The sequence below is a fragment of the Ruegeria sp. AL1 genome, from assembly GCF_056540905.1.
This window is the reverse complement of sequence record NZ_JBQFXP010000005.1, coordinates 242389-265881: the sequence shown is the minus strand read 5'-3', so window position 1 is coordinate 265881 and position 23493 is coordinate 242389. Positions and strand designations below refer to the sequence as shown.

General features: G+C 61.4%; 29 protein-coding genes. 16 read left to right on the top strand and 13 right to left on the bottom strand.

Annotation, left to right across the window (positions count from 1 at the left end):
• Positions 1–83 precede the first annotated feature (83 nt).
• The 4 genes from cobD to ACRZ9X_RS10480 are packed head-to-tail and all read left to right on the top strand — an operon-like array spanning position 84 to position 3942.
• On the top strand, positions 84–1049 hold the full coding sequence (cobD, locus tag ACRZ9X_RS10495; protein ID WP_480518514.1) for a threonine-phosphate decarboxylase CobD: 966 nt from the start codon (positions 84–86) through the stop codon (positions 1047–1049).
• Positions 1046–1966 carry an adenosylcobinamide-phosphate synthase CbiB gene (cbiB, locus tag ACRZ9X_RS10490; protein ID WP_480518512.1) on the top strand — a complete coding sequence of 307 codons (921 nt, stop codon included), beginning with the start codon at positions 1046–1048 and terminating at the stop codon, positions 1964–1966. The genes cobD and cbiB overlap by 4 nt, the downstream gene beginning before the upstream one ends.
• 10 nt (positions 1967–1976) lie before the next feature.
• Positions 1977–3140 (top strand): lytic murein transglycosylase, encoded by a 1164-nt coding sequence (locus tag ACRZ9X_RS10485; RefSeq protein ID WP_480518510.1) that lies wholly within the window; start codon positions 1977–1979, stop codon positions 3138–3140.
• A 58-nt stretch (positions 3141–3198) separates the two neighbouring features.
• A complete protein-coding gene (locus tag ACRZ9X_RS10480) occupies positions 3199–3942 on the top strand; it encodes a hypothetical protein (RefSeq protein WP_480518508.1) in 744 nt (247 codons plus the stop codon).
• An 18-nt stretch (positions 3943–3960) separates the two neighbouring features.
• Here the strand turns inward: ACRZ9X_RS10480 and ACRZ9X_RS10475 are convergent, their stop codons facing one another.
• The 4 genes from ACRZ9X_RS10475 to ACRZ9X_RS10460 form a co-directional block, all read right to left on the bottom strand.
• On the bottom strand, positions 3961–4311 hold the full coding sequence (locus tag ACRZ9X_RS10475; protein WP_480518506.1) for a hypothetical protein: 351 nt from the start codon (positions 4309–4311) through the stop codon (positions 3961–3963).
• Positions 4312–4365: 54 nt separating this feature from the next.
• The gene (locus ACRZ9X_RS10470; RefSeq protein WP_480518504.1) at positions 4366–7821 is read right to left on the bottom strand and encodes a chromosome segregation SMC family protein; all 3456 of its coding nucleotides are present in this window, start codon (positions 7819–7821) and stop codon (positions 4366–4368) included.
• 141 nt (positions 7822–7962) lie between these two features.
• Positions 7963–8358, bottom strand: a complete 396-nt coding sequence (locus ACRZ9X_RS10465; protein WP_480518502.1) for a hypothetical protein — start codon at positions 8356–8358, stop codon at positions 7963–7965.
• Between the two features lie 44 nt (positions 8359–8402).
• A complete protein-coding gene (locus tag ACRZ9X_RS10460; protein ID WP_480518500.1) occupies positions 8403–9596 on the bottom strand; it encodes an aminotransferase-like domain-containing protein in 1194 nt (397 codons plus the stop codon).
• A 150-nt stretch (positions 9597–9746) separates the two neighbouring features.
• Between ACRZ9X_RS10460 and ACRZ9X_RS10455 the strand changes: the two genes are divergently transcribed.
• On the top strand, positions 9747–10517 hold the full coding sequence (locus ACRZ9X_RS10455) for a FadR/GntR family transcriptional regulator (RefSeq protein ID WP_480518498.1): 771 nt from the start codon (positions 9747–9749) through the stop codon (positions 10515–10517).
• Positions 10517–10993, top strand: a complete 477-nt coding sequence (locus ACRZ9X_RS10450; RefSeq protein WP_480518496.1) for a metal-dependent hydrolase — start codon at positions 10517–10519, stop codon at positions 10991–10993. The genes ACRZ9X_RS10455 and ACRZ9X_RS10450 overlap by 1 nt, the downstream gene beginning before the upstream one ends.
• 61 nt (positions 10994–11054) lie before the next feature.
• On the opposite strand, the gene ACRZ9X_RS10445 is transcribed toward ACRZ9X_RS10450, so the two are convergent.
• From ACRZ9X_RS10445 to ACRZ9X_RS10425, 5 genes are all read right to left on the bottom strand, one after another.
• Positions 11055–11615 carry a F0F1 ATP synthase subunit B gene (locus tag ACRZ9X_RS10445; protein WP_480518494.1) on the bottom strand — a complete coding sequence of 187 codons (561 nt, stop codon included), beginning with the start codon at positions 11613–11615 and terminating at the stop codon, positions 11055–11057.
• A gap of 5 nt (positions 11616–11620) precedes the next feature.
• Entirely contained in the window at positions 11621–12172 is a 552-nt protein-coding gene (locus ACRZ9X_RS10440; protein ID WP_480518492.1) for a F0F1 ATP synthase subunit B', read from the bottom strand.
• 86 nt (positions 12173–12258) lie between these two features.
• On the bottom strand, positions 12259–12483 hold the full coding sequence (locus tag ACRZ9X_RS10435; protein WP_005981269.1) for a F0F1 ATP synthase subunit C: 225 nt from the start codon (positions 12481–12483) through the stop codon (positions 12259–12261).
• Positions 12484–12531: 48 nt separating this feature from the next.
• A complete protein-coding gene (locus ACRZ9X_RS10430; protein ID WP_170587982.1) occupies positions 12532–13290 on the bottom strand; it encodes a F0F1 ATP synthase subunit A in 759 nt (252 codons plus the stop codon).
• Between the two features lie 2 nt (positions 13291–13292).
• Entirely contained in the window at positions 13293–13625 is a 333-nt protein-coding gene (locus ACRZ9X_RS10425; RefSeq protein WP_480518490.1) for an AtpZ/AtpI family protein, read from the bottom strand.
• A gap of 230 nt (positions 13626–13855) precedes the next feature.
• Here ACRZ9X_RS10425 and ACRZ9X_RS10420 point away from each other — a divergent pair, with 230 nt between their 5' ends.
• Complete coding sequence (locus ACRZ9X_RS10420; protein ID WP_480518488.1) at positions 13856–14188, top strand: ArsR/SmtB family transcription factor; 333 nt, start codon at positions 13856–13858, stop codon at positions 14186–14188.
• A gap of 3 nt (positions 14189–14191) precedes the next feature.
• Here the strand turns inward: ACRZ9X_RS10420 and ACRZ9X_RS10415 are convergent, their stop codons facing one another.
• The 3 genes from ACRZ9X_RS10415 to ACRZ9X_RS10405 are packed head-to-tail and all read right to left on the bottom strand — an operon-like array spanning position 14192 to position 16464.
• Positions 14192–14590 (bottom strand): universal stress protein, encoded by a 399-nt coding sequence (locus ACRZ9X_RS10415; protein WP_480518486.1) that lies wholly within the window; start codon positions 14588–14590, stop codon positions 14192–14194.
• 60 nt (positions 14591–14650) lie between these two features.
• Complete coding sequence (locus tag ACRZ9X_RS10410; RefSeq protein ID WP_480518484.1) at positions 14651–15589, bottom strand: DMT family transporter; 939 nt, start codon at positions 15587–15589, stop codon at positions 14651–14653.
• Positions 15586–16464: a LysR family transcriptional regulator gene (locus ACRZ9X_RS10405; RefSeq protein ID WP_480518482.1), complete on the bottom strand. Its 879-nt coding sequence runs from the start codon at positions 16462–16464 to the stop codon at positions 15586–15588. The genes ACRZ9X_RS10410 and ACRZ9X_RS10405 overlap by 4 nt, the downstream gene beginning before the upstream one ends.
• A 118-nt stretch (positions 16465–16582) precedes the next feature.
• On the opposite strand from ACRZ9X_RS10405, the gene ACRZ9X_RS10400 reads away from it, so the two are divergent.
• Together ACRZ9X_RS10400 and ACRZ9X_RS10395 are read left to right on the top strand one after the other, a co-directional pair.
• A complete protein-coding gene (locus ACRZ9X_RS10400) occupies positions 16583–17164 on the top strand; it encodes an FMN-dependent NADH-azoreductase (RefSeq protein WP_480518480.1) in 582 nt (193 codons plus the stop codon).
• A 65-nt stretch (positions 17165–17229) separates the two neighbouring features.
• Positions 17230–17973: an aspartate/glutamate racemase family protein gene (locus ACRZ9X_RS10395; RefSeq protein ID WP_480518478.1), complete on the top strand. Its 744-nt coding sequence runs from the start codon at positions 17230–17232 to the stop codon at positions 17971–17973.
• Positions 17974–18039: 66 nt separating this feature from the next.
• Here ACRZ9X_RS10395 and ACRZ9X_RS10390 read toward each other — a convergent pair whose 3' ends face one another.
• Complete coding sequence (locus ACRZ9X_RS10390; protein ID WP_480518476.1) at positions 18040–18570, bottom strand: prolyl-tRNA synthetase associated domain-containing protein; 531 nt, start codon at positions 18568–18570, stop codon at positions 18040–18042.
• Positions 18571–18659: 89 nt separating this feature from the next.
• Between ACRZ9X_RS10390 and ACRZ9X_RS10385 the strand changes: the two genes are divergently transcribed.
• The 7 genes from ACRZ9X_RS10385 (at position 18660) to bluB (ending at position 23378) form a co-directional block, all read left to right on the top strand.
• On the top strand, positions 18660–19178 hold the full coding sequence (locus tag ACRZ9X_RS10385) for a hypothetical protein (RefSeq protein WP_480518474.1): 519 nt from the start codon (positions 18660–18662) through the stop codon (positions 19176–19178).
• Between the two features lie 206 nt (positions 19179–19384).
• On the top strand, positions 19385–20890 hold the full coding sequence (ffh, locus tag ACRZ9X_RS10380; RefSeq protein ID WP_480518472.1) for a signal recognition particle protein: 1506 nt from the start codon (positions 19385–19387) through the stop codon (positions 20888–20890).
• A complete protein-coding gene (locus ACRZ9X_RS10375) occupies positions 20887–21441 on the top strand; it encodes a GNAT family N-acetyltransferase (RefSeq protein ID WP_480518470.1) in 555 nt (184 codons plus the stop codon). Before ffh ends, ACRZ9X_RS10375 begins: the two co-directional genes overlap by 4 nt.
• On the top strand, positions 21438–21977 hold the full coding sequence (locus ACRZ9X_RS10370; RefSeq protein ID WP_480518468.1) for a GNAT family N-acetyltransferase: 540 nt from the start codon (positions 21438–21440) through the stop codon (positions 21975–21977). The genes ACRZ9X_RS10375 and ACRZ9X_RS10370 overlap by 4 nt, the downstream gene beginning before the upstream one ends.
• Entirely contained in the window at positions 21974–22270 is a 297-nt protein-coding gene (locus ACRZ9X_RS10365; protein WP_480518466.1) for a chorismate mutase, read from the top strand. The genes ACRZ9X_RS10370 and ACRZ9X_RS10365 overlap by 4 nt, the downstream gene beginning before the upstream one ends.
• 70 nt (positions 22271–22340) lie before the next feature.
• The gene (gene rpsP / locus ACRZ9X_RS10360; RefSeq protein WP_170350323.1) at positions 22341–22730 is read left to right on the top strand and encodes a 30S ribosomal protein S16; all 390 of its coding nucleotides are present in this window, start codon (positions 22341–22343) and stop codon (positions 22728–22730) included.
• A gap of 12 nt (positions 22731–22742) precedes the next feature.
• A complete protein-coding gene (bluB, locus tag ACRZ9X_RS10355) occupies positions 22743–23378 on the top strand; it encodes a 5,6-dimethylbenzimidazole synthase (RefSeq protein ID WP_480518464.1) in 636 nt (211 codons plus the stop codon).
• The last annotated feature ends 115 nt before the right edge of the window (positions 23379–23493 follow it).

Genomic DNA, 23493 nt, shown 5'->3' with positions numbered 1-23493 from the left:
GAACGGTGATCCGGCGGATTCGCTTGTGCGAACGGCAAAAATCCGCTTGAAGCAGCAAGACTTGGCGATTCCGGCAGGGGCAGATGGTGGAAACGGTAGACAGATTGAATCCCCGGGGCGCACGCGATCATGGCGGCGGGTTGGACGGAGCCATGGCGCGCTTTGGCGGCGCGCGGGGCGACTGGATCGACCTGTCGACCGGGATCAACCCGCACGCTTACCCGGTCGCGGGGCTGCAGCCTGCGGATTGGATGGAACTGCCTGATCATGGCGCGTTTGAACGGCTGTCGGATGCCGCGCGCAGTTTCTGGGGCGTGCCGGACGGGGCGGCCATTCTGCCGGTGCCTGGGGCTTCGGCAGTGATTGCGCGTATCCCGGCACTGGCGGCGGCGGGCCGGGTCCAGATCACTCCGCCCACCTATAACGAACACGCGGCAGCCTTTGCGGCGCAGGGCTGGCAGGTGCAGGAGACCGGCCCGGCCGAGGCGCGCGTGATCGTGCATCCTAACAATCCCGATGGCCGCCTCTGGCAACAGGCAGATGCCAATGCCGCACTCACTGTTATCGATGAAAGCTTCTGCGATGTCGCGCCCGAGGCGTCATTGGTGCGGCTGGCCGAACGGCCCGGCGTGATCGTGCTGAAAAGCTTTGGCAAATTCTGGGGGCTGGCAGGTCTGCGGCTGGGCTTTGCCATTGGCCATCCCGACCTGATCGCGCGGTTGAACGATCTGACCGGGCCGTGGGCGGTCTCCGGCCCCGCCCTGCGGATCGGCGCGCAGGCGTTGCGCGATGTGCACTGGGCCGAGGACACACGGGTGCATTTGGAGAATGAGGCGACGCGATTGGACCAGCTTGTGCTGGCCAAGGGCGCGCATCTGGTCGGCGGCACCAGCCTGTTCCGACTCTATGAGGTGGATGACGCCGCCGCGTGGCAGGATCGCCTTGCCCACGCGCATATCTGGAGCCGCATCTTCCCCTATTCCACAACGTATCTGCGCCTCGGCCTGCCGCCCGCCGATGGCTGGGCACGGCTGGAGGCCGCGCTGTGAGCACCGCCTTCGTCCTGATCTGCGCACTGTGTCTGGACGCCGCCTTGGGCGAACCCGACTGGCTGTGGTCGCGCCTTCGCCATCCGGCGGTGATGATCGGAAACACTATTGGCTGGTTGGATAAGCGCATGAACCAAGGCACGCAGCGGCGGCTGAAGGGGTTCACAGTGGTTTTGCTGCTGGTGCTGTGCGCGTTTGCTCTGGGTCGGGTTCTTGCGCTGCTGGGACCGGTGGCCGAGATCGTGATTTGTGCAGTCCTGCTGGCGCAGAAATCACTTGTCGAGCATGTGCGCGCTGTAGGCGACGGCCTGCGCAGCACGCTGGCCGAGGGGCGGGCGCAGGTCGCAATGATCGTCTCACGCGACACGCGCGACATGAGCGAGGCGCAGGTCGCGCGATCCGCCATCGAAAGCGCAGCAGAAAACCTCAGTGACGGGGTGATTGCTCCGGCGTTCTGGTTTCTGATCGGGGGGCTGCCGGGGCTGCTGATCTACAAGGCCGTCAACACCGCAGACAGCATGATCGGCTATCGCAATGACAAATACGCGGCCTTCGGCTGGGCCGCCGCACGGTTGGACGATCTGCTGAACCTGATCCCGGCGCGGCTGACATTCCTGCTGATCGTGGCGCTGTCCGGCCAATGGTCTCGCTGGGCCGAGATGGTGGCGGATGCCCGTCGTCACGTCTCACCAAACGCAGGCTGGCCCGAGGCCGCCATGGCGCGGGCGCTCAACGTCGCGCTGGCCGGGCCGCGCAGCTATGACGGGCAGATGCGTGAGCTGGCCTGGGTCAACGGCGATGCCCCGCGTGACATCGGCGCGGCGGGGATTTTCCGCGCATGTGACATGCTGTGGCGCGTCTGGGGGCTTGCGCTTGGGTTGATCTCGGTGTGGGTTGGGGTCAGCCTGATCTTTTGAAGGACGCCGGATGCGCTTTCTCTCTGCCCTCGTGGCCACCGCCCTGTTCGCCTCGCCCGCCTTCGCCCAATGCGGCGGCGGGTTCAATGCCTTCGTGAAGGGCCTGAAATCCGAGGCGGCTGATCGTGGTTATGACGCCGCAACCGTCAACGCCTTCTTCCAAGGCGTCCAGCAGGACAATGCGGTGCTGAAAGCCGACCGGGCGCAGGGGGTGTTTCAGAAACCATTCATTGAGTTTTCGCGCCGCCTGATCTCGCAAAACCGGATCGACCGGGGCAAGGCGATGTCGCAGAAATACGACGCGGTGTTTGACCGGATCGAGGCGGAATACGGCGTCTCGCGCGGCGTGCTGCTGGCCTTCTGGGCGTTCGAGACCGATTACGGCGCGGTGCAGGGTGACTTCAACACCCGCAACGCGCTGGTGACGCTGGCCCATGACTGCCGCCGCCCCGAACTGTTCCGGCCGCAGATCTTCGCCGCCATCGAGCTGTACGATCAGGGCGATTTCGACCCCGCCCGCACCACCGGCGCTTGGGCGGGTGAGATCGGCATGGTGCAGATGCTGCCGCAGGACATTCTGGACAATGGCGTGGACGGGGATGGGGACGGCAAGGTCTCGCTGAAAACTTCGGCCCCGGATGCGCTGATGTCGGGGGGCAAGATGCTGTCGCATCTGGGTTGGCAACCGGGCCAGCCATGGCTGCAAGAGGTGACGGTGCCTGCAGATATGGACTGGTCCCTGTCCGGTCCGGGCAAGCCGCGCGCCGTGTCTGACTGGCAGGCGATGGGCGTCAAGGCGCGCAGCGGATCGCTGGCGAACCTGCCCGCCTCGCTGATCCTGCCGCAGGGGCACAAAGGGCCCGCCTTTCTGGCCTATCCCAATTTCGACGTCTATTTCGAATGGAACCAGAGCTTTGTCTATGTCCTGACCGCCGCCTATTTCGGGACGCGGCTGGAGGGTGGTCAGATCTATGACGCAGGCAACCCGGCACCGGGGCTTTCGGGAGCGCAGATGAAGCAACTGCAGAGCAAGCTGCAGGCGCGCGGGCATGATGTCGGCAAGATCGACGGCATTCTGGGCGCAGGTACGCGGGCTGCGGTTCAGGCCGAACAGGTGCGGCTGGGGCTGCCTGCGGATGCGTGGCCGACGGCGGAGTTGTTGGGGCGGTTGTAAAGGACAAGGACCTCAATCTGGCCAACCGCACTATACCTCACCAAGTAAGAACTCGCACATGTTTCGCATTGCTTTTCACGCAATCCTAATTCTCTTACTGACGATCCTTACGCAATTGGGCGGCCTCGCTTGGCTCGCTGCTCTATTCTTCAGAAGACGTCTGATTGCCTTTGTATTGGCTTACACCGGACTTTCGGTGGCTGCTATCTTTGTGGCACCAGTGTTTGGTCGCACAGCGCTTAGCTGCTTTGACGACGGCCCACTGGAAGTTCAAAGCTGGATGTATTGCGCGCTGAACAGAAACTATGTTTCACCCGAACTCAAACAAGTATTGATCGATACTGCGGGCAAGGTCGAACATCGCCACCCTGGAACCACCACCTTGGTTTTGGACGCGAGTTTTCCATTTGTGACCGGATTCCCTTTGCTTCCGCATTTGTCACATGATGACGGTGAAAAAGTTGATCTAGCATTCTACTATTCAGACAGTTCGGGTTACTTGCGCGGTGCAACACGCTCACCCATTGGGTATTTTGCATTCGAAAACGGGCCTACAGAATGCACATCAAAGTGGCCTACGCTCAGGTGGGATTTGGGTTTTGCTCAACCGCTTTGGAGCACCTTCAACATTGATGAAGGCCGAATGCGCACGGTTCTTGGGGTGCTAACGCAAGACGAACGGGTCGCAAAAATCTTTGTTGAGCCGCACCTTGTCGATCGTCTGAATGCTGCCCATCCAAAAATACGTTTTCAGGGCTGCCGGGCCGCGCGCCATGATGATCACATCCACATCCAGCTATAGATTTATTTCAGGTAGCACTCACTCTGGCCTGACCGGATACCGGTCGCCCTTCTCATCAATCAGGATCAATCGCCCGCCGCTGCGCACATACAGATCGCAGCGTTCGAAGCCGTTGCGATAGGCGATGCAGATACTGCCATCCTCGGCGATGGAATAGGTGCCAAAGGCGGATTCTCCGCTGGCGTAGGTGTAGGAATAGGCCCCTCCAGCCGAGTATTTGGACTGACCGTCGTCGAAAAAGGTCAGAGTGCGGCCAGCCAGACCGTTCAGTTCCTCGGCGGATAACGGGATATCTCCGGGTTTGGTGGCCCATTCGGCGGCCATCACTGGGCTGGCAGCCAGCAGAGCAAGGATCAGATAGCGGGTCATGCGGGCAGTCTAGCCCGAAGCGCCCTGCAACAGGCATAACGATGCAGTTATCGGTCAGGCGACCATCTGCTCGGCTTTCTTGAGGTCAACGGAGACCAACTGACTGACACCCTGTTCCTGCATGGTCACACCAAACAGCCGGTCCATCCGCGCCATGGTCACGGCGTGGTGGGTGATGATCAGGAACCGGGTGTCGGTCTGGCGGCACATCTCGTCCAGCAGGTCGCAGAACCGGGTGACGTTGGCGTCATCGAGCGGGGCGTCGACCTCGTCCAGCACGCAGATCGGGGCCGGATTGGCGAGGAAGACGCCAAAGATCAGCGCGGTGGCGGTCAGGGTCTGTTCCCCGCCCGACAACAGGCTGAGGGTCGAGAGCTTCTTGCCCGGCGGCTGGCACATGATCTCAAGCCCCGCATCCAGCGGATCGTCGCTTTCGACCATGACCAGATTAGCCTCACCACCGCCAAAGAGGTGCTTGAACAGCATGGCGAAGTTGGAATTCACCTGTTCGAACGCCGTCAGCAGGCGTTCGCGGCCTTCGCGGTTGAGGCTGGCGATGCCGCTGCGCAGGGCTTTGATCGCCTCTTCCAGATCGGCCTTTTCGCCGTTCAGGGTGTCGAATTCTTCCTGAACTTCTTTGCTGTCTTCTTCGGCGCGCAGGTTCACCGCACCCATGGCGTCGCGCTGGCGTTTGTGGCGATTGACCTCGGCCTCTAGCGCATCGGCGGCGGGCATCTGGTCGGGGTTCACGTCCAGCTGGTTGAGCAACTGGTTGGGCGTCAGTTGCTGATCCTCGGCGATGCGTTCTGCCGCCGCCATCACGCTTTCCTTGGCGGCGTCACAGCGCGCCTCGGCTGCCGCACGGGTTTCGCGGGCTTCCGACGCCTGACGTTCCGCTTCGCGTTCGGCCAGCACCACCTCGCGCTGCGCGGTCTCGGCCTCGGCCAGCTTGTCGGCGGCCTCGGCTCGGCGGGCCTCAGCTGTTTCGATCAGTTCATTCAGTTCCTCGCGTGCCTCGGCAATCTCGCCGGGGGCGGCCATGGCCTCTTGCAGTTCCTCCTCCGAGCTTTCCTTGCGTTCGGCCAGTTCCGCGATGCGTTTTTCCGCTGTTTCAAGACGGTGCTTCCAGCCGCTGAGATCTTTCGTCACCTCCTGGCTGCGCCTTGTGCGGGCCTCGCCCTCGCGGCGCAGCTCATCATGGGTTGAGCGGTGGGTCAGCATGGTGATCCGCGCGGCCTCGACCGTCTGTTTGATGTCCTCGACCTGCGCGCGGGCGCTGTCGAGATCGCCCAGACCGGTCAACGCGCCTTCGGCCTCGCGCAGTTGGGCGCGGGCAGACATAGCGTCTTCCTTGTGGCGGTCGACGGCGAGGGTCAGGGTTTCCAGCTTGCCCTGCGCAAGATTGCGATCCGCCTCGGCCCGACTCAGCTGGCGCGCGGTGTCGGCCATGCGCTGATCGGCGGCGCGGCGGGCCTCTCGCGCGCGGCGGTCGGCTTCGGTCACGTCGGCCAGTTGCTGCGACAGCGCCTCATGCGCGGCGCGGGCCCCGTCGGCCTGCGCCTCGGTGCGGGTGAGTTCCTGTTTCAGTGTCTCAAGCTTATTGAGTTGTTCCAGCCGCAGGGCGGCGGCGCTTGGGGCGTCCTCGGCCCAGGCGCGGAACCCGTCCCAGCGCCACAGGTCGCCCGAGCGCGAGACCAGACGTTGACCGGGTTTCAGCGAGGCTTGCAGGCGTGCGCCCTGATCTGCGTCGACCAGACCAATCTGCGCAATGCGGCGGCTGAGGCGGTCGGGGCCGGAGATGTGCAGGGCCAGCGGTTCGGCCCCATCGGGCAGCGGTTGATCGGCGTCATAGCCTGCAACCTGCACCCAGCCAGATGGCCCGTCGCCTTCGACCAAAGGCGCGCGCAGGTCATCGGCCAAAGCCGCGCCCAACGCCTTTTCATAGCCCGGTGCCACCCGCAGCAGGTCCAGCACCTGTCCGCCTTCGGCGGTGTCGCGTTCGACCAGTTTGGCCAGCGCGGTGGTTTCGGCCCGGATCGCGCCCAACTCACCTTCGGCCTCTGACCGCTTGGCACGGGCCTCGGCCTCACGCGCCTGCGTGTCGTTGCGCAGCTCATCGGCGGCGGCGAGCGCTTCTTCGGCGGCCTCGGCGGCTTCGCGGGCTTCCTCTTCGCCCTCTTGCGCAGCCTCGAACGCCTCATTGGCGCGGATCAGGGCGGTTTTGGCGTCATCCACGGCGGCGCGGGCTTTTTCTTCTTCGCCCTCGGACCGGGCCAGTGTCTTGCGGCTGTCTTCAACCAGTCGCTGCGCCGATTGGTGACGGGCGACCAGGCGGGCCATGTCTTCGGTCTGCTGCGAGAGGTGATCTTCGCGATCCTGCAGAACCGACGCGGCCTCGCGGGCGATCTCGGCAGCCTCAGCGACCTTTTCGTCATAACCTTCGGCGGCTTTGGCAAGCTCGCGGGCCTCCCACTCCAGCCGTTCAATCATCTCTCCCGCATCCCGGTTCAGGCCGGATTCGCGTTCGATATCGTTGCCAAGCTGCTGGATGCGGTTGGTCAGGGTTTCAATGGTCTGGCGGGCGCGGGTTTCCTGATCCGAAAGCTGGTCGCGCTGTACCTGCTGGCGTTGCAGGACAGCGGCGGCGATGGCCTCTTCCTCACGCAAGGGCGGCAGGGTCTCTTCGATCCGGGCGCGCTTGGCGGCAGCTTCGCGGGCGGCGGCTTCGGCGCGTGACGCTTCGGTGAGACGCTCGCGCAGCTTTTCCTCGGCCTGTTGGCGGGCCATGTCGGCCTCTTTCCAGCGGCGATAGAGCAGCATCCCTTCGGCCTGCCGCAACTGCTCACCAATCTCGCGATAGCGGGCGGCCTGACGGGCCTGACGGGCTAATTGCGCCAATTGACCGCCCAGCTGTTCCAGCACGTCATCGACGCGAGTCAGGTTCGCCTCGGTGCCTTTCAGTTTCAACTCGGCTTCATGGCGGCGCTGATAGAGGCCGGAGATGCCCGCAGCCTCTTCCAGAATGCGCCGACGCGCGCGGGGTTTGGCGTTGATCAACTCCGCAATGCGGTTCTGACCCACCAGCGCCGGGGAATGCGCTCCGGTCGAGGCATCGGCGAACAGCATCTGCACGTCGCGGGCGCGGACGTCCTTGCCGTTGGTCTTGTAGGCGCTGCCCACGTCGCGGGTGATGCGGCGGACAATTTCCAACTGGTCGCTTTCGTTGAAGCCCGACGGCGCGAGCCGTTCCGAGTTGTCCATGGTCAGGACCACCTCGGCAAAGTTGCGAGCCGGGCGCGTTGCGGCACCGGCAAAGATCACATCCTCCATCGCGCCACCGCGCATGGATTTGGGTCGGTTTTCGCCCATCACCCAGCGCAAGGCTTCCAGCAGGTTGGACTTGCCGCAGCCATTGGGACCAACAACGCCGGTCAGCCCGTCCGCGATGATCAGATCGGTCGGGTCCACGAAGCTTTTGAAGCCGGTCAGTTTGAGTTTGCTAAAGCGCAATGGCTGCTCTTGGTATGATTCCTCTGACTACAAACTCTGCGCAAGGGAGGGGCAAGGTGTCAACGTGATTGCGCAGGATATGGGAGTTTGGGCGAAGTTATCCACAACATCTTGGCAAAACTACGCGCGGGCCCACGTATCTTAGTACGGCGTGCATTCAAAAACCTGATAGCCGTAGCCACCCGAATAGCCATAGTTGACGCATTCATAGGATCGCATCATGAGCGCGCCAAAAATCAACTTTTCTCCAAGTTCCTGATCGCAGCCCAACACCCCCACGGTCACCGCCGCATCGCCCAGAACGTCCAGCAGAGGGCAGCCCGAAACCTGCGCCATGGCCAAAACGGCGCGGTCGCGGATCGGGCCCAAACGCGGAGCGTATTGGGGGTTCACGCGCACTGCCTCGGCCAAGGCATCATTCACGCGGACATCGAAAACGCTGCCATTGACCTCGACCCGCGTCGCGGGCAGGCCCCGGAAATGAGGCGAAGCGCCCGAGCAGGCGGCAAGCAACAGAAATGCGAACAGACGGATCATGCCGCCTTTCTAGCCGCACGATGGTTAATGAAACCTTTCGCGCCTCAGGCACGCAACACTTCGCCCAACCGACGAATGCCTTCACGGATTGTCGGCTCATCGGAGTTCGAGAAACTCAGGCGGATGGTATTTTCTCCGGACCCGTCCGGAAAAAATGCCCGCCCCGGTACAAAGGCCACTTTGACTGTATCCAGCGACCGCCGCAAAAGAGCAGCACCGTCTTTTCCGGCGGGCAGCGTCACCCATATGAACATACCGCCCTCGGGTCTGGTCCAATCGACTCCGTCGGGCATATGCTCCCGCAGCGCTTGCAGCATCACATCCCGCCGTGCGCCATAGACGCGCCGCAGCGTTGGTATATGCGTATCAAAACAACTGTTCGCCACCTGTGCGATGACCATCTGGTTGATCGTTGCCGAATGCAGATCGGCCGCCTGTTTCAACAGAACCAACTGAGAAATAACCGGTCTGGCCGCAACAACCCAGCCCACCCGCAGACCCGGCGACAGCGTCTTGGAAAAACTCCCGCAATAGATCGTGCGGCAGGCCTCGATCGAACCCTTTCGCTGGACCTCCAACGCCAGAACCGGCGGAATGGCGGGGCCGTCGTAGCGCAATGACTGATAGGCCCCATCCTCGATCACGGCGCAATTCAGGTCGTCGGCGAGGTCGAGCAAGGTTTCACGCCCGCGACGGTCAACCGTTTCACCTGTCGGGTTGGCAAAATCGGGAGAGAGATAGGCGAACTTCACCGAACCTTCACCAGCAGCAGCCTTGTATTCTTCAGCTCTGCGGTTGCCGTGGATGCTCAGCCGGTCGAACCGGGGTTCGTAAGCATTGAACGCCGCCAATGCTCCCAGGTAGGTCGGCCAGCCGACCAGAGTAGTATCACCAGCGGAAAGATACAGCTTACCAAGGTAGTCGAGCGCTTGCTGCGAGCCCGAGGTGATCAGCACATTGTCGATCCCGCAGCTCACGCCAAGCTGTTTCATGTAATCGACGATCCACTCGCGCAGAGGCGGATGCCCCTCGCTCACGGAATACTGTAACGCCTGCGCTTTGTTCTGGGCCGTCAACGCAGACTGGAATGCAGAGGCAAAAGCCTCGGCCGGGAACAGATCGGCATCTGGAATGCCACCTGCGAAAGAGATGATTTCCGGCTGCTCCAACACCTTGAGCAACTCGCGGATTTCTGACGCTTTCATGCGTGCAGCGCGCGTCGCAAAACCTGTTTCCATTGGCCAAACCCTCCTGCCTGAAAGGCACGCTAGCGGGTCAGAATTTAAAGTCAATAATGCTGACCTAATATGACGACAGATGTGACAGCTTTTCTTGAACACCTATGGATTACGTGGTCATATGTTTTGACCGATTTCGAATGAAGCGACATGCCCTTTCAAAAAATCCACTCTGAAAAACTGTCTCTGGCCGTAGTGCGCCAGATCGAGCTTCTGATCCTGCGTGGCATCCTGCGCCCCGGAGAGCGGCTGCCCCCGGAACGGGATCTGGCCGAACGCATGGGCGTATCGCGCCCGTCGCTGAGAGACGCAATTTCGCAGTTGCAGGAACAGGGTTTACTGACCGCAAGGGCCGGGTCCGGCATATATGTGGCCGAGGTGCTGGGCTCTGCCTTTTCCCCGGCGCTGATCCGGTTGTTTGGCAGCCATGACGAAGCGGTGTCCGATTACCTGTCTTTTCGCCGCGACATGGAGGGGCTGGCGGCCGAGCGCGCGGCGCGGCTGGGGTCGGAAAGCGATCTGAAGGTGGTGCAGACCATTTTCGACAAGATGGAGGCCGCGCATAACCGCAATGCGGCGCAGGATGAGGCTGATCTTGATGCGCAGTTTCATATGTCCATCATCGAGGCCAGCCATAACGTCATCATGTTGCATATGATGCGATCTATGTATGACCTGTTGCGTCAGGGCGTGTTCTATAATCGCCAGTTGATGTTCCAGCAGCGCACCACGCGCGAGGCCATTCTGGATCAGCACCGCGCCATCAACTCGGCGCTGCAGCAGCGCGACCCCGAGGGCGCACGGAAGGCGATCGACCATCATCTGAGCTTTGTTGAAAGCTGCATGTCCGACCAGCAAAAGGCCAACCGGAACGAAGCCATTGCACAGCAGCGCCTGAAGCATGAAACCGGCGAAGTCTGATGTTTATCGGCCACCTACCCGGAGCGTATCTGACCTTTCGGATTGCAGCTCCAGGTCTCGGCAGGCTTGCTTTCGCGGCGGCGATGGTAGGGGCCGTTGCCCCTGATATCGATATTCTTTGGTTCTATCTTGTCGACGACCGGGGACACCACCACCACTCCTACCTGACGCATCGCCCGATCATCTGGGCGGGCTTTTTCCTCGCCGGGTTGATGATACGTAAATGGGCCTTGAGAACCGGTACCTTCCTGACCTTCTTTGGTGCCGGAGGGCTGGTTCATATGGTGCTGGATTCGATCACCGGGGAGGTTGCGTGGCTCTGGCCGTTTTTAGACGCAACGCATCCGCTGGTCGTGGTGCAGGCCACCCATTCTCATTGGATATTGTCCTTCCTCAACCATTGGACGTTCAAGGTTGAGATCGCGATTACGCTGATTGCATTGCTTGTCTGGTTTCTCAGTTGGCGAAGAACCTGAGAGAACGAAAAAACCCGAGCGCCTGAGGCCCTCGGGTTCATTCAAAAAATTTGTCTACAGATCAGTGCAGCTTTTCATCGACATCCGCGATGGCTGCGTCGATCAGCTTGTTCGCCTGCGTCGCAGTCATCTGCTTGGCCAGAACCGCGTTGGCTGCCGAAACGGCCACGGTGATGGCCTGATCGCGCACCTCTTTCACAGCCGAGGCTTCGGCCGATGCGATCTGATCCTGCGCGGCTGCCAGACGGCGGGCGATGGATTGTTCCAGATCGACCTTGGCTTGCTCGGCCGCGCGGACGGCGTCTTCGCGGGCTGCCTCGACGATGGCGTCGGCCTGACCTTGAACTTCGCGCTGCTTGCGCTCATACGAGGCAAGCAGGCTGCGCGCTTCTTCATGCAGGGCCCGGGCTTCGTCCAGTTCGGACTGGATGCCCGCGGCCCGGTTGTCCAAAGCGCCGCCGATCATGCCGGGGACCTTGAAGTAGAACAGGACCGCGATGAAGACGATGAAGCCCAACAGGACCACAAAGTCGGTATTGCCAAGCGAGAAGAACGGGCCGCTTGCGGCCAGCGCGGGGCTGGCAGCGCCAAGGGTCAGGATAAGGGCAAGAGTGTTCCGCATGTCACTTATCCTTTCGTCTGCGCGTCTACGGCACTGTTGATAGCTTTGGCATCTGCCTCGCCGCCCAGTGCGGTGACCAGTTCAGCCGCCGTATCCTTGGCAACCACTTGAATGCTTTCCAGCGCACCGGCACGGATGTCGGCAATTGCCTTTTCCGATTCAGCCGCCTTGGCAGCGATTTCCGCGTCCGCCTTGGCAATCGCGTCATCCAGACCAGACTGGATTTCGGCACGTGCTTCGGCAGCGATACGCTGCGCTTCGGCACGGGCATCGGCCAGCGCCTTGTTATAGGCCTCTTCGGCCTCGACCGCCTTGGCCTTCAGATCTTCGGCCGCAGCCAGGTCATTTGTAATGGTCCCCTGACGTTCAGCCAGGATTGCCGCGATGCGGGGCAGAGCCACGCGAGACAGGACCAGAAAGATGACGACCAGCGTAATGACCAGCCAGAAAATCTGGTTGGGGAACCAATCGAAGCAGAGCTGCGGCATACCGATCGCCGACCCATGAGAGTCAACGCAGGTGCCAGCTACTTCTTTGGCAAGGGGTTCAGTCGCCATGATGTCCTCCGTCGGAACGTTGTCTTTACAACAGGTGGGCCGCTATGGCTTGGGCCCACCTGCGCGTAAGGATCAGGTTCCGCAGATTAGACGGCGAACATCAGCAGCAGCGAGACCAGGAATGCAAAGATGCCCAGCGCTTCTGCGAATGCGATACCGATGAAGAGGGTTGCGGTCTGCGAAGCAGCCGCCGAAGGGTTGCGCAGGGCGCCGGCCAGGAAGTTGCCTGCAACGTTGCCCACCCCGATTGCGGCTGCGCCGGAACCGATTGCTGCCAGGCCTGCGCCGATGTGTGCGAGATCGCCTTCCATGATGTGTCTCCTTACGAATTGGAAGTTTCGATGTTGGGTGTTCGGACCTTAGTGCGACGGATGCAGCGCATCCTTGAGGTATACACAGGTCAGAATGGTGAATACGTAGGCCTGAATGAAGGACACGAGGACCTCGAGGCCGTACATTGCGGTGATCGCCAGAACCGACACGGGCGAGATCACGGCAATCGCGGCAAAGCCTGCGAACACCTTGATCACCGCGTGGCCAGCCATGACGTTACCGGCAAGACGAATGGAGTGGCTGACCGGGCGTACGAAGTACGAGATCAGCTCGATGATCGCCAGAACCGGGCGCAGCGCCAGAGGCGCGCTGGAAACCCAGAACAGGCCCAGAAACGCGGCACCGTTCTTAACGAAACCCAGAACGGTCACGGTCAGGAACACGGCCAGCGCCAGCGGGATGGTCACGGCGAAATGCGATGTGGTGGTGAAGGATGTGGGGATCATCCCAAGGAAGTTCGCGCAGACGATGAACATGAAGAGGGTCATGACATAGGGGAAGTACTTGACGCCTTCCTTGCCGCAGATGTCTTCCAGCATCTTGTAGATGAAGCCATAGGCCAGTTCGGCCACCGACTGCATCCGGGTCGGAACAATCGCGCGCTTCGAGGTGCTGAGCACCAGCAGGCCGAAGATCGCGGCAATCGCCAGGAACATCCACAGGGTCACGTTGGTGGGCGTGTACCAGGCAATCGCACCGTCGCCAAAGAGCGGCTTGACGATGAACTGGTCCATCGGGTGGAATACCAGGCTGCTGCCTTCTGCTGCGGTGGTCTCGGTCGCCACGTTCAGTCCCTCTCGTCCTTCTCGGCCGCGCTTGCAGCCGCTTGTTTATCTTGAACCTCTTTCGCGCTGCGGAGCATAACCTTCACGCCCGCGACAAGGCCCAGCAATGTGAACAGCACCAGAAAGATCGGGATCGTCCCGAGCAGGCTGTCCAGCCCGTATCCGATGCCAAATCCGATCCCCAGACCGGATACCATTTCGATGACCATCCTCCAGGCAAGCTCGCCCCCGGACACGTCAGCATCTGCGCGGGGCTTGGGCGCTTTGGCCTTTTTCGCCGCTTCGATCTTGGCCTCAAGCTGCGCCATACGCTGCTTTTGGTCATCATCGGTCACGGGCGGGTCCCTCGTACAGTCTTGGGTAGGGTGCTAAGCGGCACGGGGCGCAGAGTCAACGCCATTGAGGTCGCAGGCAAGGCGCGCATAACTATGTGATTTTTATGTTAAATTTTTTACCGTCGCAGAACCGCAAAATGCGCGGAAGCGACCGAGCAGGCTGATGGACCTGAATCCGCATATTCAACCAAGTGGTTGACCAACCTGGACAGCTATGGTTCTGCAGATCTATGTCAAACGACCTAGACACCGTTTTCGCGGCCCTCGCCGACCCAACCCGCCGCACCATCCTTGCGATGCTGCTGGAGGACGACATGGCCGTGACGGATGTCGCCGAGCCGTTCGAGATGTCGCTGGCCGCGATCTCGAAACATCTGGTGATCCTGACCCGCGCGGGGCTGATCTCTCAGGAAAAACGCGGACGGGTGAAATGGTGCAAACTGGAACCCGACGCGCTGCGGGCCGCGTCCGTCTGGATGCAGGGGTTCGGACAGTTCGAGCCAATCAATCTGGACGCGTTTGAACGATTTCTGGAAGTCGAACTGCCCTCGGACGACGCCTGAGCGTCAACGCACCACAAAGACCGATACCGTGGCATGCTTGGCCAGATAGCCCGCATGGCTTGAGAAGATGTAATCTGTAATCCGAGGCGCATGGGTCCCGACGACAATCAGGTCTGCGCCAATCTCATCCGCAGCACGGGTCAGATCGCCGTCCATTTCGACGGCCACATCCACAGATTCGATCGTTTTTACCGAGACGTCCGAGCCGCTTGCTTCGGCCAGCTGATCGACAAAGGCCTTGATCTCATCGGCGTGAACCGACGCGTCTGATTGTGTTCCGGTGACACTGACGACGGTGATCCTGGCCCCCTGCCATTTCGACAACTGCGCGGCCACATCCGCCGCCTTGCGGGTTTCGGGCGGCAAATGCCGGTCCACTGGGATCATGATATGCTTGAACATGGTGAATTCCTCCTTATCAAAAAGTATAGAGAAATTTGAATGTTTACACTTTGATCTGTCTCAATGGCGTGTTCTGCCGGACGCCTTTCCTGCAATGGTCTTGGCGGGACCGCCTTCGCGGTTTTCGGGGCGCAGCAATAACAGCAATGCGACGCAGGTCATCAAAACCCCCACGATAATCAACGCACGAGGTGCACCATTGCCAAGCGCGATTTCCCAAAGAATGACCCAGCTGGGTGTGAGATAGGTATAGGCCATCACTTTGGCAGATGGCAGATTCAGCGATGCAAACTGAACCAGAACGAAACTGGCCGCCGTAGCGAAAATGGCGACGTAGAAAAGGCCAACCCAGACGATCAGCGGCAGATTGGCCCAGTCGGTCGCCTGTATGTCGGACCAGCCATAGACGGTCAGGATCAAACCTCCGGCGATCAGAGTGCCAAAGGTGAAGACCACTGCAGGCTCACCGCGATTGAGCTTTCGAACCATCGGAGTATAGACCGCATGCGCGATACACCCCCAGAAATAGACGATCTCTCCGGTTCCTATCTCGAATGCCAGGAAAGCCTGCCAATCCGCCCGAAAGATGACCCAAAGCGCGCCCAAGGCACCAACCGAAAGCGCCAGCGCCATGCGTGGCGTAGTGATCTGGCGCAACAATACCCAACCAGCCAACGCTGACATGACCGGGGTCAGCGTAAAAACCGCAGCGGCACTGACGGGCGGTGCGGTTTTGAGACCCTGGAACATCAGCACGAAATAGGCGCCAAACAGCCCTCCCAGCACCAGATAACGCCACGGTGCCTGCGCCGCGCTCCGCGGCAGACCGGTTGTGACCAGCGCTGCCACGCCGATCACCACGGCAGCTATTGCAAAACGCGCGGCCGTAATTGCGGACGGCGCGATTTGGTTTGCAACGATCGAACCTAAAGAGAAACTGCCCGCGACCAATGCCGAAAACGTCAGCATGGCCAGATGGCCACGCGCCTGTGGGCTCATGTCAGCCAACTTTTGGACTGTTCCTTCAGAAAGCTCAGAAAAGCCTGCACCTTGGTGGTGCGATGCAGATCCACATGCGTCACCAGCCACAGGTTACCGAACCATTCCGACACCGGCTCGATCACCTCGATTAGATCCGGGTCGCGGGCTGCCTCCCACCGCGCCATAAAGCCGATGCCTGCGCCCGACAAAACAGCCTCGCGGATACAGAAGTTGTTGGTGCAGCGAAATGTGATCCTGTCGACCGGAACGGTCTGACGCAGCCAGCGCGAGAACGGCGCGCGGCTGTTTTCATCATCCGTACTGACGAAGAAATGGTTCGGGAAATCAACCACACCGTCGGGCTTGCCGTGACGCTCGATATAGGTTGCGCTGGCATAAAGCCCGACCTCTTGCGTCATGAACGGCTGCACAACGTTATCCGGCTGATCAGGGGCCGAGCCGGCGCGAATGGCAACATGCGCCTCGCCATATTCCAGGCGGAACAGCCGGTCACCGGTCAGATACCGCACGATCAACCCGGGATGCAGGCGCTGAAAGTCGCTGAGCACCGGCACAACCAGAGGTGCCAGCGAGGATAACGATGTCACGACCAACTCGCCTGACACATCGTCGCCGCGCCCTTTCATCCGGCCCACAAGCTGATTGAACTGATCCTCGGTCGCCTGCGCCACGCGCAGAAGGTCCTCTCCGGCCTCGGTCGGTGTATAGCCGCGCGCGTGGCGCTGGAACAGTTTGACACCCAGTCGCGCCTCGATCGCGTCGATATGGCGGATGACAGTGGCATGGTGCACACCCAGAACCTCGGCCGCACCGCTGACTGTTCCCATACGTGCCACCTGATAGGCGGTTCTGACTTCGTCCCAATTGTCCATTGTATTTGCCTATGTGCAAAATCCCACAACGACTGTTGGTGTATCCGAGTTTTGTTCGCAAACGCAACAATCATATTGAGGCTGCACACGGGAACCCGCAACATAAGGACGCCCTAAAATGACCAAAACCATCCTGCATATCGACGCCTCGGCCCGCCGCAGCGGGTCAACCACCCGCGATCTTTCGGGCCGCGTGGTCCGCCACCTGAATGCCGGGCGCATCATCCGCCGCGATCTGGCCACGCCCTTGCCCCTGCTGACTGAGGACTGGATCGGTGCCAATTTCACCCCCGCCGATCAGCGCGACGCGGCGCAGCAAGACCTGCTGGCCCTGTCCGATGAGTTGGTGACCGAGCTTCAAAAGGCCGACACCATCGTCATCGGCCTGCCGATCTACAACTTCTCGGTCCCCGCCGCGTTCAAGGCCTGGATCGATCTGGTCGCCCGCGCAGGCGTGACCTTCGCCTATTCCGAGAACGGCCCCAAAGGCCTGCTGGAGGGCAAACGGGCCATACTCGCGGTGGCCTCGGGCGGCACGGCGGTGGGCTCCGAGATCGACTTTGCCACCACCTATGCCCGTCACGTACTGGGCTTCATCGGCATCCAAGACGTCGAGGTCATCGCCGCCGACCGCATGGCGCTGGACCCCGAGGCCACTTTGGCCAACGCGCAGAAAGCGGTCACTGAACTGGCGGCCTGATTGACCTGCACCCCCTGAACCGCCCAGTCTGCCCCCGAACGGGAACTGCAGGCTGGGCGTTTACCATGAAAAAGATCGGAATTCTGGGCGGTGTGGGCTGGGCCTCGACCGTCGACTACTATCGGGCGATTGCCGAAGGCGCAGGTCGCCACTTCGCTGAGCGTGGCCACGGTTCACCGCTGCCGGTCCCGCCCATGACCATCGAGTCTGTAACGCAGGCCAAGACACGCGCCCTGCGCGGCACCGCCGGAGACGAGGCCAGCTGGGCCGGTTTCGACGCCGTGTTCCGCGAGGCGCTGCTGACGCTGGAACGCGCTGGATGTGATTTCGGCATCATCGCCTCAAACACCCCCCACACCCGGTTGCACGCCATCCGGCAGGGCGTGTCGATGCCGATCCTCAGCATCTTCGACGCCACAGCCGAAGCGACTGCACAGACCGGCGCATCAAACGCGCTGGTCCTCGGCACCACCGTCACGATGCAGGCCACCAACTATGCCGAACGCCTCGCGTCCGAGGGCATCACCGCAAACCCGCGCCTGCCCGACCCAGAGATCGCCGAGATGCAGGCGATGATCGACAGCGACTTCTACGGCGGTGCCTCAGAGACCGCTCATGCCCACCTGCTGGCCTTCTGCAACACACACGCCACCCCCGGCACGGCAATTCTGCTGGCCTGCACCGAACTGCCGCTGGCCTTCCCCAACCATCTCGACGATCCGGTGTTCGAGGCCGATGGTCACCTCTTCATCAACCCCTCAGCCGCCCATGTCTCGGCAGCGCTCAAAGAAGCGCTGGACACACAATAAAGCGCCCGCCCCTTCTTCTGTTCAAAAATACTTCCGCCGGAGGCACGCGCCGCAAGGCGCGTCCCGTCACGCCAACCAAGCCACCTCGCACCCGACCCGATCAAAGAACCCCATCAGATCCCCGCGCGTCATCGCAACGGTGCGGTCATTGACCAACGGGTGCATATAAATGACATCCGCCTGCTGCGCGGCGGCATCCATAAAGAACCGCACGCCATTGCCCACCCCGTTGATCATCGCCAGAGGGCTGACCGCCCCGGGCCTGATCCCAAGGTTCTGAAACAACCGATCCGCCGAGCCGAAGGACAGGTTGCCGATCCCAAACTCCGCCCCCAGCGCCTTGAGGTCAATCTCGCGGCTCTGTTCCAGCGTCACCAGATAGTTCCGCTTTTTCTTTTCGCGCAGGTAGAGGTTCTTGAGCCGCAACGCGTTCTCGCCCGGCACCATGAACTCCCCCTCGACGCCTTTGGCATCCTCGACCGTGCGCAAAGGAACATGCGTGTGCAACCGATAGGCCAGCCCCCAATCATCCAACTGCGCCAACAGCGCGTCGGAACTCAGCGGCAAAGTATCCTGAAAAGCAGATGATGCGTCCATGGGAACCTCCTCGTGTGACGCGCTCATCGCGCAATGGCCGCGCGAATTCAAGCCACGACAGGCGCGGTGTTCGATGCTAGCGTGCCGCCATGAAAGTGACGCGCAACACTCCGAACCAACTGATCCTGTCCAACACGCCGTGGTTCATCGGCATTACGCTTGTGTTCTTTATTCTGGCCTTTGTCGGCGCGGGCGTGTTCATGGCCAGCGAAGGCGGTGAGAGTATCTTCTTTGGCATCTTCTTCGCGCTTTTCGGCGGCGGCATGGGGGTCGGGGCCTTCTGCGCCTTTGTGCGCCGCGTGCAGGTCATTCTGGACCGCAGCAACAACCGCATCACCATCCGCAGGCAATCGGTCTTTGGCTATCAAGCCGTCGAACACGCGCTTGCAAACCTGTCCCATGCCGAGATCGAAAGCACCACGTCGCGCAGCGACAAAGGAAGCTCGACCCTCTATCGTCCAGTGCTTGTGCTGCACCAAGGCATGAGCGCCGGACGGCATCCCATTGTCGAGGCTTTCTCGAACGGGCGCGGCGCGCATCGGCTGGTTGATGCGGTCAATGACTGGCTTCCGGCACGCAAGGTTGACTCTGCCAGCCAATCGGCCTAAATCGCTGCCAACATCCGGAAGCGTTTGATCTTCCGGTCCCTTGAGTCGTTCAGGGATCGCCCCCCACCAGCGAGTTTCGCCCGTGGGGGCAATGCCATTTGGCATTACCCCCACGTCTAATTCAGTGGGAGGGGGCGTTTGTGCATTTAACCGGCGCGTCCTATCTAGGGCACGCCACCAGATAACCGGCTAAGGAGGCCGAAGGCATGTTTGAAAATCTATCCGAACGCCTTTCCGGCGTCTTTGACCGGCTGACCAAACAGGGTGCCCTGTCCGAAGAAGACGTCAAAACCGCCCTGCGCGAAGTTCGCGTTGCTCTGCTTGAGGCCGACGTCTCGCTGCCGGTGGCGCGTGAGTTCGTCAAGAAGGTACAGGAACAGGCGACCGGTCAGGCAGTGACGAAATCGATCACTCCGGGCCAGCAGGTCGTCAAGATTGTGCATGACGCACTGGTCGACACTCTGCGCGGCGAGGAAGACCCCGGCAAGCTGAAGATCGACAACCCACCTGCCCCGATCCTGATGGTCGGCCTGCAGGGCTCGGGTAAGACCACGACCACCGGTAAGCTGGCAAAACGCCTGAAAGAGAAAGAGGGCAAGAAAGTCCTGATGGCCTCGCTCGACGTCTATCGCCCGGCGGCGATGGATCAGTTGGCGGTGCTGGGTACGCAGGTCGGCGTCGATACGCTGCCGATCGTGCCCGGTCAGAAACCTGTCGATATCGCCAAACGCGCCAAACAGCAGGCGACGCTGGGCGGCTACGACGTCTACATGCTCGACACAGCGGGCCGTCTGCATATCGACGAAGTCCTGATGGACGAGGTTGAGCAGGTCCGTAACGCGGTCGACCCGCGCGAAACCCTGCTGGTGGTCGACGGCCTGACCGGTCAGGTCGCCGTTGAAGTGGCCGAGGAGTTTGACGCCAAAGTCGGCATCTCGGGCGTGGTCCTGACCCGGATGGACGGCGACGGGCGCGGTGGTGCCGCTCTGTCGATGCGCGCAGTCACTGGCAAACCCATTCGCTTTGTCGGTCTGGGCGAAAAGATGGGCGCGCTCGAAACCTTCGAGCCGGACCGGATCGCCGGTCGTATTCTGGGCATGGGCGACATCGTTGCTCTGGTCGAAAAGGCCCAGGAAACGATGGAGATGGAACAGACCGAGCGCATGATGAAGCGCATGGTCAAGGGTCAGTTCAACATGAACGACCTGAAGATGCAGCTGGAACAGATGATCCAGATGGGCGGTATGCAGGGCATGATGGGCATGATGCCCGGCATGGGCAAGATGGCCAAGCAGATGGATCAGGCCGGTCTGGACGACAAAATCCTGCGCCAGCAGATCGCCCTGATCCAGTCGATGACCAAACGTGAACGCGCCAATCCGCAACTGCTGCAAGCCAGCCGCAAGAAACGCATTGCCGCCGGGTCGGGGATGGAGGTCAGCGACCTCAACAAGCTGCTCAAGATGCACCGGCAGATGTCGGACATGATGAAGAAGATGGGCAAGATGGGCAAAGGCAAGATGCTGAAACAGGCCATGAAGGGCATGTTCGGCAAAGGCGGCCCCTCGCCCGAGGATATGGCCGCAGGCATGGACCCCAAGGCGCTGGAACAGGCCGCAAAGGCCATGGGCAAGATGCCCGGCGGCATGCCTGGAATGGGCGGCGGCATGGCTCTGCCTCCGGGCCTCAGCGGGTTCGGTAAGAAAAAGTGAACCTGATCGCTGATCATATCCCCCGGCTTGAGACCGAGCGCCTGATCATGCGCGCCCCGTCCGAGGCCGATCTGGACGCGGATACCGCGTTCTTTGCCAGTGAGGCGGCGAAATTCGTCGGCGGCCCGCTGCGTCGGGACGAGGTATGGCGGGTCTTTGCCTCGCTTCTGGGGCACTGGGTCGTACGCGGCTATGGCTATTGGAGCGTCGATGACAAAGACACCGGCGCTTATGTCGGGCGCATCGGGTTGTGGTTCCCCGAAGGCTGGCCCGAGCCCGAGGTCGGCTGGACCCTGATGACCCATGCCACCGGCAAGGGTTATGCGACCGAGGCGGCGCTGGCTGCACGTAGCCACGCCTATGATGTGCTGGGGTGGGACACGGCGATCTCGCTGATTGATCTGGACAACCACGCCAGCAAGGCGGTGGCCAAACGTCTGGGTGCCGCGTTCGAATATCACTATGACCACCCCAAATACGGCGGATCCGAAATCTGGCGGCACCCGGCCCCGGGCGATCTGGTCAATGGCGGGATCGAGGCCTACGCATGACCTCGTTCACCATCCCCACCGTCGAGACCGACCGCCTGGTCCTGCGCGCGCCGCATCTGGATGACCTGCCGCAAATGATCGCGTTCTACGCGTCCGAGCGCAGCCATATGGTTGGCGGCCCAAGAGACGAACTGGGCAGTTGGAGCGCCTTGTCCGGCCGATTGGGCCACTGGGCGCTGCGCGGCTATGGCCTGTGGCATCTGACCGAAAAATCCAGCGGCGCGTTTGTCGGCTGGGCCGGTATCATCGATGTGCCGGGCTGGGCCGAACCTGAACTGGGTTGGGCGCTGATGGCTGAGGCCGAGGGCAAAGGGCTTGGGTTCGAGGCCGCACAGGCCGCACGCGACTATGCCGCGTGGCATCAGGGCCTGAACGGCGTGATCTCGTATATCGCGCACGCCAACGACCGCTCGCGCGCTTTGGCCCAACGCCTCGGCGCGACGCTGGAACTTGAAAGAGCCGAACTGCTGGGCCAGCACGCACAGCTTTGGCGTCATCCGCAAATTGACCTGACCGCTGAAAGGACCGGCCAATGACCGACCCTGTGACACAGGCTGCCGCGCTGCTGAAAGAGCATCGCGAAAGCATTGACCGGCTGGACGCGATCCTTGTCTACACGCTGGGCGAGCGGTTCAAGCACACGCAGGCGGTTGGCAAGCTCAAGGCGCAACACGACCTTCCCCCGTCCGATCCCACGCGCGAGGCTGCGCAGATCGCACGGCTTGAAGACCTGGCGAAAGAGGCCGATCTGGACCCCGATTTCGCCAAGGCTTTTCTGAATTTCATCATTCAGGAAGTCATCCGACACCACCGGAAACATCAAGAGTGAACCTCCGGTTCAACAAACACCAAGAATAACTGGGGTCTTCCCAGTCTCGCCATTCAAAGGAGATACCACCATGGCAATGAAAATTCGTCTCGCCCGCGGCGGCTCGAAAAAGCGTCCCTTCTATCGCATTGTTGCGGCTGACAGCCGTATGCCGCGCGATGGCCGTTTCATCGAGAAGCTGGGCACCTACAACCCGCTGCTGCCGAAAGACAGCGAAGAGCGCGTGAAAATGAACATGGAGCGCATCCAGTACTGGCTGGATCAGGGTGCCCAGCCCACCGACCGGATCGCGCGTATGCTGGAAGCTGCCGGCACCCGTGATAAGGCCGAGCGCAACAACCCCAACAAGGGTACCCCGGGCAAGAAAGCTCAGGAACGCGCGGAAGAGAAAGCGGCCAAGGCTGCTGAGGCCGCCGAAGCTGCTGCTGCGCCTGCTGAAGAAGCTGCTGCTGAAGAATAAGCAGGCGGGCGCGTGCGGGATCAGGCCTTCAATGACGATTTTCGCACGCAGTTCGATCTGTTGCTGCGGCTCCGGCGCGATGTGCGCCGGTTCCGCACCGACGCCGTGGACGAGGCAGTGTTGACGCGCTGCCTCGACGCGCTTCAATTGGCTCCTTCGGTGGGGCTCAGCGAACCCTGGCGCGTGATCCGCGTCGAAAGTGCGACCGCGCGCGCCGCAGCGCTTGAGAATTTCAAGACGGCCAATGCCGAAGCCCTGAAAGGGTATTCCGGCGAAAAGGCGCAGCTTTACAGCGACTTGAAACTGTCGGGGATGCAAGAGGCCCCGGTGCAACTGGCCGTATTCTGCGACGACGCCACCGACAAGGGGCAGGGGCTGGGCGCGGGCACGATGCCCGAGATGCGGCGCTATTCGGTGGTTTCGGCCATCACCCTGTTTTGGCTGGCCCTGCGGGCCGAGGGGCTGGGGCTGGGCTGGGTGTCCATTCTGGACCCAGACCAGATGGTGCGCGATCTGGATGTACCCGATGACTGGCGGCTGATCGGTTATTTCTGTGTCGGCTGGCCCGAAGAGATTTCGGACACGCCCGAGCTGGAAAAGGTCGGCTGGGAAGACCGGGCTAGTACCCTGCCGATTGAGGTAAGATAGATATGTTCGGCCTGTTACGGCTTCCCATACTCCTGGCAATCGCCTTTATTGTCGGCGTGTTCTTTGAACGCAGCAACCAGCGCGAGGCCTGCGAGGTCATCGGGCAATGGCGGGA